Here is a 14,152-nt window from a genome sequence, read left to right as displayed (position 1 = left end):
CACCTATTGTGAGCGGCTGCTTTATGCTTTTTCGTAGCAATGTACTCACAAAAACGGGCGGCTTTGCCCCCGAATATTTCCTCTATTTCGAGGATTTCGATTTATCTGTGAGATCAAGCCGAATCTCAAAGATTGCCTACGTCCCGAGCGTCGAAATCATCCATATGGGCGGGCATGCCGCTAAAAAAGGCCATTGGCATATATGGCAATTTTTCAGATCGAGCATAAAATTTTATCGAGATAACGGATTTCGTCTGATCTAAGAATAGCCAAACAACGCAATTAACATCGCTCAATACTACAGTTTCAGATCACTTCGCTGACACATAGAGGAATTGATGTACTTTAACTCCAAATCGCTCATGCCCTCTAACCATATTCGAATGTCAGCTTGGCTTGAACACGCACCATTTGCGTTTTGGCTTATGGACGTTCTGAAGCCGAGGACGGTCGTTGAGCTAGGTACTCATAACGGCTTCTCCTTTCTTTCAATGTGCCAGGCTGCGAAGTCGGCAGGATTGAATACGACGATATTCGCTGTCGATACCTGGCAAGGCGATGAGCATGCAGGATTTTACGCTACCGACGTCTACGACGCATTAGAAGTAGAACTGCGTACTCAATATCCAGGTATTGGCGTTCTGATACGATCGACTTTCAACGAAGCCCGGTCTCAATTTGCAGATGGCTCCGTTGACCTGCTGCACATAGACGGACGCCATAGATACGAAGACGTCGTCGAGGATTTCGAAAACTGGAAAACTGTACTTTCTGATCGAAGTGTCGTGCTTTTTCACGACACGCGCGTCCAGCATACCGATTTTGGTGTTTGGAAGTTCTGGAAAGAACTTGAATCCCAATACCCGACTTTCGAGTTCTACCATGGTAATGGTCTCGGGGTCCTTATGTGGGGTAAGAATGCGCCACGGACTCTACCAAAGCTGAACGATACTAACCTCGAGGAAATGCAGCTCACACGTGAGACTTACGCGCGCCTTGGACACTTAAATTCCGTTCTTTATCAACTGGATGTAGCTAATCATCACACCCAATCGGCCCTTCGGGAATGCGGCTTGGCTGCCAGCGATATAGAAAAGTTCCATACCAACGCATCTGAACTCGGGCGCATCATCAAAGACAAATATGAGGCAGAAAAGATTGCTATTTCCGAACACTGGCAAAATCAGCAATCAGGCATCAGCCAACGTTATGAACTTAAAATATCCGAACTAGAGAATAATCTCGAGCATAACAGTTTTGAGAATGCACAAATTCTTAATGAACTTGCCGCCGAACGAGAGAAGAACAAAGCTATCTTGACGTCAAAAAGCTGGCGGATGACGAAACCGTATAGATACTTCGGTCGACAGGGTCGTCGTGCTGTGCATATCACAAAAGCGATGCCGAGTGTTGTCCGTCGCGCTGGCGGTTTGAAATCATTCAGCTGTAAAGCATATGAGACGCTCAGGGACGAAGGGATTTCCGGTCTCAAACGTCGGTGGATTCGCGCCAATACTCCAGGGAACCAAGTGCAGGTTTCCGTAGACGGGAAAATCGTGGACAGGAACGACTACTCGGAATGGGTACGCCTCTACAGTTCGATTGATGGAACAAGCCGTAAGAAAATTCGGAAAGCCATAAAAGGCATGGCGGTCAAACCCAAAATCTCGATAGTGATGCCTGTCTATAATCCAAATCTGAATTGGCTGCATGAGGCCATCAATTCTGTCAGCAGCCAACTATACGATAATTGGGAACTCTGTATTGCAGACGATTGCTCTTCCAATCCTGACGTCAAAGGCGAACTCGAAGCACTTCAAAAGCGTGATGAGCGCATACGCGTCGTTTTTCGCCCGCAAAACGGTCACATCTCTGAGGCTTCAAACAGCGCGATTGAGCTAGCCACCGGCGAGTGGCTGGCACTTATGGATCAGGACGATCTTCTGCCGGAAGATGCACTATACTACGTCGCCCAGACGATCACGGCGCACCCCGAAGCTCGGCTAATCTATTCCGACGAGGACAAGGTCGATGAAACGGGTAAGCGTTTTGATCCATATTTCAAATCCGACTGGAACCCAGACCTTTTCCTATCGCATAATATGATTTGCCATCTTGGGGTATATCATCGCGAAACTGTTCAGCAGCTCGGTGGTTTTCGTGAGGGGTATGAAGGCGCCCAAGATTATGATCTGGCTATGCGTATGACTGAGGTGCTCAGCGCCAATCAGATCGTCCATGTTCCCAGGGTACTTTATCACTGGCGGAGCCACGCAGAGAGCACCGCTCAAGCTGGAAGCAATAAAAACTATGCTCTCCTTGCTGGACAAAAAACATTAGATGATCATTTTCAACGCACCAGCATTGAGGCTAAAACTGAACTGCTTGATTTCGGTATGTACCGGGTACACTACGCCATACCCGAAGACACTCCTCTTGTCAGTTTGATTATACCAACGAGGAATGGTTTAGAACTCACGAAGCAATGCATTGATAGCATTGTGGAAAAGACGACTTATCCAAACTATGAAATCATCATCGTCGACAACAACTCCGACGAACCCGAGGCGCTTGCATACTTCGAAATGCTGAAGAAACATGATCGCATAAGAGTTTTGCGTGACGAACGGCCATTTAACTATTCTGCTCTCAATAACAATGCCGTAGCGCAAGCGAATGGCGAATATGTTGGACTTATAAATAATGATATCGAAGTGATATCGCCGGACTGGCTGTCCGAAATGATGAGCATCGCATTACAACCTGGCGTCGGAGCGGTTGGCGCTCGCCTATGGTATCCCAACGATACTCTGCAGCACGGTGGGGTTATAATTGGACTAGGCGGCGTCGCAGGCCATTCTCACAAAGGCCTGCGACGCGATTCACTCGGTTACTTCGGTCGCGCTCAGTTGATCCAGACCTTAAGCGCAGTAACCGCAGCCTGTCTCGTCGTCAGCAAAGATGTATACAATGCGGTCGGCGGACTGAATGAAAAGGAACTGACCGTTGCTTTCAATGATGTGGACTTCTGTCTTAAAATCCGCGCTGCTGGTTATCGCAATGTATGGACACCTTATGCGGAGTTGTACCATCACGAATCTGCGACCCGCGGAATGGAGACAACTCCTGAGAAGCAACAGCGTTTTCTTGGCGAAATCCGGTACATGGAACAGACTTGGGCCACGAACTACTGGAACGATCCAGCATACAATCCCAACCTAGCTCGGGATCGCGAAGATTTCTCTTTAGCCTGGCCGCCACGCCTTCGAGCATTGTGAAATGCTCAAGTTGGTTGTCCCGGGTTGATTGGGGCTCAGTGTATTGGCAAAAACCATTTTCAAAAGTTGCAGGCACGTCTGGTTGAACGCGCCTGCGCCAAGAAGTCAACGTTAGCCAGTCATTTTTAAATTGGCGATTTTACAGGATTTATCGCGGTCGGTTGAAATGACCCGAAGTTCCACATTGCGGCGCTCAGAAGAGTTCATATTCACTGGCAAGATGACTCCCCTGAAACCTGCCTCTGCACCTACGGCAGCAGTAATATCAGGACGATCCTCCAGCGGCTTGGTAAAGCCCAGCAGATTGCCTTGTCCGTCGAATGCCAACACCCAAACTGGTGTGTGTTTCTGCGCATCAGTTATCCAACCGACCAACTGCAACTGGCCTGACGATGTTTGCATGATACTTTCGATTGCATAGTCCCTGCAGATACGGTCGTTACCCAGATTTTGGACGCTTAACAATTCGGTTATCGTTGGGGTATCAATTCCGCCGTTTCGGGCAAAAATATTAAGGTTGTTTTGCCGCAACCAATTCAGCTCAGCTCTTATGGCTTTCGCGTCTGGATATAGTTTCAGAAGCTGTTCGTCTGAGTCCACATGAGACAATGCGAAATATGCGGCGCGCGTTTGCGCTTTAGAAAAATGGATCGCATTTTCTTCGCTCATCGTAGACGTTCCTACAATCGCAACCATGACCATCAATATAGCGATCAGGCCGAAATTTTTATCATCCTTCCGAACAAGAATTTCGCGCAGCCAGATACAGACCCAAGTCATAATCAAAAGAAGCATAGGGGTGCTATAGCGCGATGACAACGCCGCCCCACTACCCAGCGGACTTCTGGTCCAGGCAGTGGCAAGCGCCGCCGCAAAAAAGAAACTTGCAAGAGCTACGAGGGCAGCAACACCCCGATCAATATCTTGGCGCTTAGACCAAGGCGCCGCGATCAGTTTAATAAATGTGAAACCATAGATCAGAAATATGCCGATCCCGATTTTGTATGCAGTGTCAAGGCTGCCGGTAAGGGCACCACCAATCATTGCGAAAAAGAAAAGGAGCACATCTGATGGCGCCCTTTGACCCAAGCCTCCTACCGGCAAAGAATGGCGAGTCAAATATAAATCTATACAGATGAAAAGCGCCGAGATCGTCAAATAACCCGCGAGCATCGGCCAATGACGCCATCTAACGAAAACCAGGAATAGACCAATGGATACGGGCAATGCGATACCATTTCCCATCGAGAAGATACTTAGAAACGTGAAGAGACATAAAGCAACAAACCAGAAAAGTTGTCTGGATCTGGCCGGACTTTCAACCAGTTTCAATGCAGCGAAAACACCCCAAACTGCCGTTAGGCTGACCAGATAGAACTGTGGTTGGAATCCCCATAAGAGATTCTCATGCTGAGCAAGCGAAACACCGGAAGCAAACAGAACAAAGCAGAGGGCAAAACAGAGGACGCCTTTAACTCTTCCCGTGAATACCAAAAGCGAGATTGAGCCGGCTATAATGAATGCGAGAAAAAAAATAAGCGCTACCAGAGGCCCATTGGTCAATTTAAAAAATAGATAATCTAATATAAAGAAAAATTTTGTTGTGGCGATAATATGTTCATTATGAGCAAGGAAAATATAATCCAATGAAAATATATTGCTTCCGTTTTCTTTTATGTCCTTAACAAACTCCCATTGATCCCAATAAATTGGTCCAAGATAATAGTTATGAACAAATATTGCCGATCTTATTATGGAATAAGAACATGATACGAAAATAAGAATTAACGAAATTTTTCTTGCCGTAGAGCGAACCAACACGTATCCGTCCTTATTTACAAAGCGTAAAAAACTGTCGCACGGGATTTAGAATCCCGGACAGAAAAGCTGCCCTTTTTGCAGGGAAGATATGCATTACTCTGCACATGCATATTTCGTTGACATTACAACTAACACTCCAAAAGTAATGGTCGCATTGCCTATCCAAAACGGATACATGTCATTTTGCCCGGCGGTGCACTGACTTTATATGCTCAATAACGATAAAACACTAAGGTCTCGGCACAGCCCTTGCCCAATAACTCCAATCCCAAGCGCAAGCGCCGATACAAGATGTTTCCAATGAAATTGCTTCGGTACCGCTCGGCAATTCAACCGTTGCATTCTGCTCCGGTCGGTCAGCTTCGTTCTCCACAGGCTTCAGGCAGCGCTCAAAGATCTTTGAAGAGGCGGCTTGAACACTGAAACAAACACCGTTCGTTTGGCCTCCGTCCCGCCATGCTCCTTCCCGTATACCGAAACTTATATCCAGGCGGCGAGAACTGCTCACAGGGAGATTCAAAATCGTCGGAGCATGGGCCAGCAATCCCTCTGGTACCTTTATGACTGTTGGGTCGTGTATTGGATTGTTCTCTAGGAGTAGGCTCAGATTCTTCTGTTGTTCGAAATAAAAATCAGCAAGCTTGCCTTTATAGCCATCACGGAGAGCTTTATTATCCAGAATCGAAAACTGGATATCAATATCTGAGCGGTATGCGAGTATTCCACCAAAGCCCGCACGGACCATTACACTCTTGGCCTTCTGTAAAGCGCCAGCTTCTAAATGCCCTGTAGATACCAATAAGTAATCTGACGGCGACTTTACCAATGGTGACACCATCAGGCCTTCACTCAGCATTCCGGGAATGACACGATAGGTTTCTACCGACCCGTCATGGTATGAAATCACGAGCTCGGTCAACGGCGGACGATAGAAAACATTCAGCAATTTTCCAATGATCGTCGGCTTTATCGTTATCGAGGCCATGACCGGTCCAGCCATATCAGGGAGGCGCACTTCTTCATTCAGGCGTGCGTGAATTGGCCCGCCATTCGTTTCTATGTTGTCCAGCGCAAGAGCGCGTTTTTGTAAGACAAGATAGTCCGCCTCAATAAGATAAGGTTGATACTTTGAGAAGAATAATGGCCACAAAGCCCCTTCGACCGAGGCGGGATGCCGCCGGTCAATAGATCCCGGCGCCATGAATAAAAAGTCTGGCGCTTGATCGCTCTCAAAAAAAGAACGATTCCGAGCGATCAAAGATGGCGAATAGGTTGTATATTCTTGCAGTGTTGGGCGCGGTCGATAGTCAAGCCCGTTGGCGATGATCGAAGATTGATCGTTCAGAATCGTATCTACCGAACCGGACAGGTGTGGTAACGGCCTCTGCTCCTTGATTGAAGCCAAAGAAGCCACATTTTGCTCAACCAGCCTCTTCTTCCAGTTCGACGGTGACAGAGCAAAGCTTGATAGTTCCGACGCTTCTCGCCTTAACGTGTCAGGCAACTGGACAACGGCAGTGAAAGGAAGAATTCGGTAAACTTTGTATAAGGCCAACTGCCCTGGAATTAGACAGGCAAATGCAAGGCCAGCCAAAAGCCAACGGCTGCTTTGTTTCCGAGGCTGGGCTGCAATGACAGCCAGTATTACTATGATCAAAGCAGTCCAAGCGATCAGCATATGGAGATCATGACGGACAAACCCGGCCTTGAACGCTACAAACAAATAGCCCGATATGACAAGAACTTGCGCGACAAGTTTGTAACGGCTCTCGGTATGCCAGTGACGAGAACTTTCGTAAAGGAGGGTTCCCACAAACAGAGTTGCGACTGCTAGCCAGACAAAAGGGTCCGGTAGTTGGATTGGCAAGCTCATTGCCGACGAATATCCGCTAGACACCTCCAGACTGCTTTTGATGAAACTCGGCAACTGTTCCAGAGGCTGGCCAGCCAGCACAAATGCCAGAATCAAACCACCGGCAAAAACAACCAGATGCAAAGGTATTCTTCTGCGTAATAGATCCAAAACATCCAATGCAAGCATAGAAAGTATAGCGATTGGGAATACAGAGAACTTTGCTAATACGATAATTCCAGACAGAAATGCTCCGGAACCGACTACTAATCTCTTGCTGTTTTCTTCGCCCCAGATGCCATACAACGCCGCTAGAAGCGGCACGATCATAAACATTACGTCGGACGTCAGAAACAAAGAGAGGCTTAGAGTTATAAGAACAGCCGCACCAGTAAGAATACTTCTCATCCGCGCAAGGAAAACTGAAAAACACAAACTAATAAAAAAAACTACAGATAAGGACGCGGCAGCCAATATATATGCATTACTCGCTTCGAACTGTCGATTATATAGTCCCGCTAGAGGGCCGCCGGTAAAAACGATATCCTTACCAAAAAGAAGCCTCTTATCTGCTCCATAAGCCAGAGCCGATTGCCACGAACCATCCAATCCCGGTAGAACCGGGTGGAAATATAAAGGCTGAAATTTAACGATAATTATGATCGACGTGATAATAAAGAATAAGATAAAACGGGTGTAAATCGAAGCCATCGCGCGCCCTAACCTGCAAACGTAAAATACTTATGCATGAAGTAGCTCGTTGCAATTGGGCTGAGCACACCAATTACATGCGCCACTGTTTCCGCATGAAAACTATAGTTTAGAGCCGGGAATGCGTATCTTGCTAACAACATACTTATACCCCACACCTGCACGAGCGCTACAGCGTTGACCAGTCCAAAGCGGAGGTATTCATGCCCGACGCTACGACCAGATTCTTCAAAAACAAATAGCTTCATCAGAATATATGCCGTCGTCATGCCGAGCAGATAAGCAACGACGATTGCTGTCGAGAAGTTGGTCACTTCCGACAGCAAGACACGTGAACCGATGTTTACCGCTGCCGCGAGACCGCCCGATAGGACAAAGCGGACAAACGGACGATCGAGAAGAGACTTTGCAATGGCGATCATTTGCTGACAGTTTCCGCCATCATCCGACCGTAGCGAACACTCTCAGCGATACCGCGGTCTTCAGGGTAGTAATAGCACGTGTCTGCAATTTGCAGCCCGTCAATCGGCGTCTGGATCGGCGGCAGCTTGTCCAGAAAATTCGGTTCGCAGACCGGTTGAGCGTAACGTAAACGTCCAACAGTCGCATCGATCAGATCACCCCGGGTGATGTTGGGATTAATCTTGCGAATATATGCGAACGCCTCCTCAATGAACTGCTCGTCGCTCCACTGCCATTTCGGCTGTGTCGTCGGCATATAATAAGGAACGTAGATGACGTGATCATCGACAGGACGCAGGTTCGAGAACTCGATCAGACCCGGAATTTCGATCTTTTCGTCAATGATGTTGAGCCAGAAATTCTTGCTGACACCTTTCCTCAGCTTGAAGAGCAGGCACACGACACCGATGTTGCGAATAGCATCATATTGTTCTTTCGATGCTGTCGGAAGGTCAGGAACGAGCGATGAGATAAATGGCGTCGGGACAGTCGAGATGACCGCGTCGGCCGGGAAAACCCGACCACCTGCGAGCACGCCTGTGACCTTGCCGTCTTTAGTTTCCACGCGCTCGGCAGGCGTGGAAAGATGCAGACGTCCGCCTTTTTTCATGAAAGCATCGACCAGCGCGTCAACGAGCGTTTGCGTGCCGCCATCGATGTAACCCAGTTCTTCCTGGAAAATAGAGCGCCGCGAATTGCCGACACGTCGCACACGGGTCGCAATCCACGAAGCCGACATCTCATCGGCGAGTTCATAGAATTTGAGCTCCATCAAACGCTTCCACAGCGTGTTGTAGACTTCCTTGCCCGAGCCCTGTTCCAGCCACTGGCGCGCCGTCTTGTGTTCGATAGATTTGAAGTTCTTGGCCTTCGTGGTCAAAAACATCTGCAAGCCGGTGCGGAATTTCGAGACGAGGCTGAGATAAGGGAATTTCAGCAGTGAAATCGGATCGCCCCACGGATGGATACGGTCCTTGATGTAATAGCCCATGGTGGTTGGACGCCATTTCATCTTATCGCCGATACCAAGCTCGCGCATCAGGCTGAATGTCGGCTCGTCAGACTTGCAGACGAAATGATAGAAGCGCTCAATCGACAGCCCACCAAAGTCGAAATGCGCAGCCATGCCGCCCGGCACGCTGTCGCTTTCGACAAGATCGACTTCGTGGCCCAGTTGAACCGCACGATGTGCAGCTGCAAGTCCCATTGCCCCGGCACCGATGATAACTATCCGGCTCATTTCGCCACCTCAGAAATCCAGAACAATCGTGCTATAGGTTTTGTTGAGGTAAGTTTCCTCAACAGCTTGCTTCAAAGGCGTAGCCGTAATCGCAAATTCTTTCGGCCAATCAATCACCGGGAAGGTTTCCGGTATGACCAGCGCCTCAAGTTGGCTCGTCGTGAAAGGCGGATTTTTGCTGAACTTTCCGTACACGAACAGCAGCCACCAAAAAAGCGTGTAAGGGATATGAACGATCCGGGCCTTTGGCTTGACCGTATTGTGGATCAGCTTGATCAGATCGCCGTAATTGATCTGCTCCAGACCGGAAATATCGAATGTACCGGTCTTCCGCGTGTTCAGTGCTGAAATAATGATCGCGGCAAAATCGCCGACATAAAGCGGTTGCCGAATGAACGCACCGTTGCCCGGAATGGGAAAGACCGCCGTCCGATCCATGAACCGCCGCAACCAGCCCAGGTGCTTACGGTCGAACCAGCCAAACATAAGCGTTGGTCGCAGAATGACGTGCGGAATGTCCGTAACCGTGTCGATGAAATGTTCTTGGGTCGTTTTGGACCGGGTGTAGAAATCATCGGCCTGTGAATTAACCACTGACGACGAGATATGCACGAAATAAGGGGTCTTGTGTCGGCGCATCGCATCGACGATCCGTTCGGTCGCCGTGACATTGTTATCGACGAATTCCTTTTCAACCAATCCGCCTATCTGAGCCTGATTGAGAACGACTGCGTCCGCACCCACGAAAGCATTCTGCCACGCACCCTCCTGCGCCAGATCCGCCTCGATAACTTCGACTTCCGGGTGAAGGCGGCGTAGCAAATCTGTGTTGGTGGGGTGTTTGTCGATACCGACTATCTTGAGCCCCGGTACAGATTTCAGCCGTGCGATCAAATTCTGCCCGACCAGCCCTGCCGCGCCGGTAATAACAATCTTTTGCATCAGATATCCATACGATTGAAAATGGTGCTCGGAAGGTTGCGAATGATCAGCATGATCAGACGCCAGAAACCCGGCGCATAAGCAATAGGCCCGCCACGTTTGGACCGATTATAGGCAATGAGCGCGATTTGTTCCGGCTTTGCCCATAGCAAGCCTTTCCGGTCCATACCCTCGGTCATAGGGGTAACGGTTGGACCGGGCTTGATAAGCACCGCGCGCGGCCCTTTATCGGCAAAGCGATGCGCAATACCTTCGACCAATGCAGCCAAGCCGGCTTTGGCCGCTCCGTAAATATAGTTTGCCCGCCGTCCGCGATCGCCCGCAACGGAGCCAATCACCACCAGCGTGCCCCGGCCTTGTCGCTCAAACACATCGGCGGCAGCAAGAGTCCAAGCCGCAGCCGAATTGAAATTGACGCGCAATATCTCTTCTGCCGCGACCAGATCGCGTTCCGCCTTGCCCTGTTCACCGAGGATGCCGTAAGCGAGCAATATCTGGTCGACACCACCGATCTGCTCTACAAAACCATCGAACTGGGCTTGCGCATCCTGCGGACCAGCGAGATCCGTGATCGCGGTTTCAACCCGCTCGGCGCCACGGATTTTCAGATCGGCGGCAATCTGATCAAGCCGAACCTGATCCCTTCCCACAAGAAGGATAACTGCGCCATCCTTTGCGTGAAGGCGTGCCGTTGCAATCGCAATAGCCGACGTAGCTCCAAGAACGATAAGGCGCAAGAACTTCCCCTTTTCAAATCGGTTCTTTCCAAATGGATTTCAGAACCGCCCAATTCATCCAACGAACGCATTACCGAACGCGAAATCTCTAACCGCGTTGGCGAGAAATGTTAACTCGCGACGCGCGCCCAAAAATGAGAGCTGAACCCCTGATCGACATGTTTCGCGAAGTTTTCCCATTCGGGATACCCGCTCTGAAACATCTTCGCCGACATGCGTCCATCCTTGGCCGGATAAAGCCTTCCGCCAGCCTCTAGCACAATCGCATCAAGTTTTTCCATGAGCCGGAGCGTTTTATCGCCCCTGTTCGGGAAATCCAGTGCAAGCGTGGTGCCTTCGTGCGGAAAGGACAGCAATCCGGGCGATGGCTTGCGCCCAAACGTCTTCAGGACCGCCAGAAACGACCCTTGACCGCTCGACGATATCGCCTTCAGCATCTCGCGCGTTGCCTCCAGTTGATTGGCCGGGGGGACCACGGATTGATACTGATACATGCCTGCGCGCCCGTACATCCGGTTCCAGCTACCGATAGCGTCGAGTGGGTAAAAGAACGGGTGCGCCGGGATTGTAGCGTTGCCGCTTTTTCGCTTGCCATTCCAGAAATAAAGAGCATTGAAAGCCCGTATAGAATAGCGGTTCATCGCAAATCCGGGCAGATTAACCGGCATTGTAAACCGCGTATTACCACGATCCAAAAGTCGCGACCCGGTGGGTGCATGATTGCCGCGGGTGAAAATTCCTCGCCCAAGGGCGGCGCCCTTCGATAGGCAATCGATCCACGACACCGTATAATCGTACCCCTCCTCGCTTTCAGCCGAGAGCGAGAAGAATTCGTCCAGATTGCCAAATGGAATATTCTCGGCATCCATCAGAGCACTGTCGACGGGAATGACTTCCAGTTCCACCCACGTGATAATGCCCGTCAGCCCCAGCCCGCCGATCGTGGCGGCAAACAGACCCGTATTGTCATTGGATGCCAGTTCGATCTCGGTGCCACCGGAACGAAGCAACCCCAACCGGCGTACCCAGCAGCCAATCGTCCCGTGCGTATGATGGTTTTTGCCGTGGACATCATTTGCCACAGCGCCACCAAGCGTCACGAAACGTGTGCCGGGCGTAACGGGCAGGAAGAAGCCTTGCCTGACAATGATATTCAAAATGGTATCGAAGGAAACGCCAGCTTCGGCCCGCAACAGACGCGTCTCTGGATCGAACGCAATCACCCGGTCCAGCCCGGAGACATCGATCAACTTGCCATCCGGATTGAGGCCACTATCGCCGTAGGAACGGCGCAATCCACAAGCCAGCAAACTGCTGTTTGAATCGTGCGCGCTCGCGATCAGACCAGGCAGTTGGTCACGCCAGGCCGGCGAAGCGACCGAATGCTCACGCAGTATGGTGCCGCCCCAGGAACGAATATCACTGCGGGGAACGAAACTGCTCATAGCGAAACAACGAAGAGAAGCGCAACCACGACACCAAGACCTATACTCGTCCGGTCGCGAATGGCGAAGCTCACCGGATCGTCATTCATTTTGCCGCGATGCGAAAGAAGCCATATGCGTCCGAGCCATATGGAAAGAACCAGAGGAATAAGAGCCAACGGTTGTGGATGCGAGTAGCTGTTGCTCGGCAGCAGCTCCTGCAAAATGAAAATCATCATCACGACAAGTGAAGCAATCGCGGTGCCGAGTCCCATAGCCAGCGTAAGAGGCGCATCTTCGACCTCATAACCCCGGCTTTTCAAGCTCGTCTCACCCATAAGCGACGCGCGTACGATTTCCGTATGTCTTTTCGCGGACGCAAGCGAAAAGAAAAAGAAAACCGCGAAAGTCAGCAGCCATTCCGGATGGGGGTCAGCGAGCAAAGCCGCCCCCATGACCAAGCGAAGGGTAAACAGAACACCGATAATCAGCATATCCAGCAGAGGGACCCGCTTGAGACCAAGCGAATATGCGCCGGTGATCACCAGATAGGCAAGCAGTGCCAGCCCAAAACGAGGCGTTATCGTAAAGGCAACCGCAAAGCCGCCAACAAGCAATCCGACCGCCAGTATGAATGCCGACCTGATCGCCAGCTTTCCACTGGCAATTGCGCGATTGCGCTTCGTCCAATGATGGCGGTCGGCATGGACATCAGCAATATCGTTCAGCAAATAAGTGGCCGAAGTGACGGCCAGCAGACACGCGAAGGCGACAACGGCATGAAGCCATAATCCGATATTGGTCCATTCGTGTGCGAGAATGAGCGGCACGAACATCAGAACGTTCTTCGACCAGTGATGAACACGGATGGCCTTCAGAAACGCCTTGAGATTGAGCTTAGGATTATCAAAACTTGCAATGACCGGCTTTTCCAGCGCATGCGCGCGCGCTGTCACGGCCGGCTTCGTTCCAGCTAGGACAATGCCGCTCGATTCCTTCCAGACATTCAGATCAGCTGCGTGATCGCCGACATAAATAAACCCATCCGGGAACTGCTTTTTCAGATACTCAGCCTTGGCCGCCCCCTTCAGGTTGGCCTGTGCTGATCCAATAGCAGAGCTGAAAATTCCAAGATGTTCCGCAACATTGTTCACCACGGATTGATCCGCAGCCGAACACAAGTGAAGCTCGTGACCTTCTTTTGCCTTTTCATGCAGCCACTCAACCAAATCCTCACGGATCGGGAACACTGCATCCGACAGATTCACCTTCGAAGCGATGGCCGCCTTCAGCGAGTGCCGACCTTTCGCAAGCTGAGGTATGCATCTTATAAAGGCAAACGGTCGCTTGAAAAACAGCATCGCCGCCGTTTCATAGAGCGTATCAGAAAGGATTAGCGTCTGATCGAGGTCAACAACGATCGGCAGACGCGCACCTTTATTATTATCGCTGATATCTGCCTGCTGCTGGACCGGTGCATAAGCCATATTCAATCCACAATCTCGCCAGACGCAGGTGCGCCATAAGCTACTTTCCGAAGTCAGGCAGATACTATGGAATGACGAGCCGTGACAACCACCTTCATCGTCCTGACATTCATACTACGGTAGAATATCGGTAACAAAACGCAACGCAAGAACGCAGAACTCTTCATTCAGGGAAACTTATTATTTTGGATCGTTCGG

9 protein-coding genes and 1 pseudogene are annotated in these 14,152 nt (G+C 50.2%); 2 read left to right on the top strand and 8 right to left on the bottom strand.

Going from position 1 to position 14,152, the window contains the following annotated elements:
- A pseudogene (locus HWD97_RS13965) lies at nucleotides 1–263 on the top strand (glycosyltransferase family 2 protein); the annotation flags it as partial.
- A 75-nt stretch (nucleotides 264–338) separates the two neighbouring features.
- Nucleotides 339–3,278 (top strand): glycosyltransferase, encoded by a 2,940-nt coding sequence (locus HWD97_RS13960; RefSeq protein WP_371835155.1) that lies wholly within the window; start codon nucleotides 339–341, stop codon nucleotides 3,276–3,278.
- Between the two features lie 111 nt (nucleotides 3,279–3,389).
- Here HWD97_RS13960 and HWD97_RS13955 read toward each other — a convergent pair whose 3' ends face one another.
- The 8 genes from HWD97_RS13955 to HWD97_RS13920 form a co-directional block, all read right to left on the bottom strand.
- Nucleotides 3,390–5,099, bottom strand: coding sequence for a hypothetical protein (locus HWD97_RS13955; protein ID WP_371835154.1), 1,710 nt, complete (start codon nucleotides 5,097–5,099; stop codon nucleotides 3,390–3,392).
- A gap of 229 nt (nucleotides 5,100–5,328) precedes the next feature.
- Nucleotides 5,329–7,662, bottom strand: coding sequence for a hypothetical protein (locus tag HWD97_RS13950; RefSeq protein WP_371835153.1), 2,334 nt, complete (start codon nucleotides 7,660–7,662; stop codon nucleotides 5,329–5,331).
- 8 nt (nucleotides 7,663–7,670) lie between these two features.
- On the bottom strand, nucleotides 7,671–8,084 hold the full coding sequence (locus tag HWD97_RS13945) for a GtrA family protein (protein ID WP_371835152.1): 414 nt from the start codon (nucleotides 8,082–8,084) through the stop codon (nucleotides 7,671–7,673).
- Nucleotides 8,081–9,364: an NAD(P)/FAD-dependent oxidoreductase gene (locus HWD97_RS13940; RefSeq protein WP_371835151.1), complete on the bottom strand. Its 1,284-nt coding sequence runs from the start codon at nucleotides 9,362–9,364 to the stop codon at nucleotides 8,081–8,083. Before HWD97_RS13940 ends, HWD97_RS13945 begins: the two co-directional genes overlap by 4 nt.
- Before the next feature lie 9 nt (nucleotides 9,365–9,373).
- Complete coding sequence (locus HWD97_RS13935; RefSeq protein ID WP_371835150.1) at nucleotides 9,374–10,306, bottom strand: NAD-dependent epimerase/dehydratase family protein; 933 nt, start codon at nucleotides 10,304–10,306, stop codon at nucleotides 9,374–9,376.
- Entirely contained in the window at nucleotides 10,306–11,043 is a 738-nt protein-coding gene (locus HWD97_RS13930; protein WP_371835149.1) for an SDR family NAD(P)-dependent oxidoreductase, read from the bottom strand. The genes HWD97_RS13935 and HWD97_RS13930 overlap by 1 nt, the downstream gene beginning before the upstream one ends.
- Nucleotides 11,044–11,153: 110 nt before the next feature.
- Nucleotides 11,154–12,488: an FAD-dependent oxidoreductase gene (locus HWD97_RS13925; protein WP_371835148.1), complete on the bottom strand. Its 1,335-nt coding sequence runs from the start codon at nucleotides 12,486–12,488 to the stop codon at nucleotides 11,154–11,156.
- Nucleotides 12,485–13,954, bottom strand: a complete 1,470-nt coding sequence (locus HWD97_RS13920; RefSeq protein ID WP_371835147.1) for a UbiA family prenyltransferase — start codon at nucleotides 13,952–13,954, stop codon at nucleotides 12,485–12,487. Before HWD97_RS13920 ends, HWD97_RS13925 begins: the two co-directional genes overlap by 4 nt.
- Between the last annotated feature and the right edge of the window lie 198 nt (nucleotides 13,955–14,152).

It is taken from the genome of Ochrobactrum sp. C6C9, from assembly GCF_022627935.1.
In the GTDB taxonomy this organism is placed as follows: domain Bacteria; phylum Pseudomonadota; class Alphaproteobacteria; order Rhizobiales; family Rhizobiaceae; genus Brucella; species Brucella teleogrylli.
The sequence above is the reverse complement of the archived record's forward strand: the minus strand, read 5'-3'. Positions and strand labels throughout refer to the sequence as shown.

Bases quoted from the DNA above. Each gene is read 5' to 3' on its own strand.
- HWD97_RS13935 (WP_371835150.1), bottom strand. From the start codon at position 10,306: ATGCAAAAGATTGTTATTACCGGCGCGGCAGGGCTGGTCGGGCAGAAT.
- HWD97_RS13925 (WP_371835148.1), bottom strand. From the start codon at position 12,488: ATGAGCAGTTTCGTTCCCCGCAGTGATATTCGTTCCTGGGGCGGCACC.
- HWD97_RS13940 (WP_371835151.1), bottom strand. From the start codon at position 9,364: ATGAGCCGGATAGTTATCATCGGTGCCGGGGCAATGGGACTTGCAGCT.
- HWD97_RS13950 (WP_371835153.1), bottom strand. From the start codon at position 7,662: ATGGCTTCGATTTACACCCGTTTTATCTTATTCTTTATTATCACGTCG.
- HWD97_RS13945 (WP_371835152.1), bottom strand. From the start codon at position 8,084: ATGATCGCCATTGCAAAGTCTCTTCTCGATCGTCCGTTTGTCCGCTTT.
- HWD97_RS13920 (WP_371835147.1), bottom strand. From the start codon at position 13,954: ATGGCTTATGCACCGGTCCAGCAGCAGGCAGATATCAGCGATAATAAT.
- HWD97_RS13960 (WP_371835155.1), top strand. From the start codon at position 339: ATGTACTTTAACTCCAAATCGCTCATGCCCTCTAACCATATTCGAATG.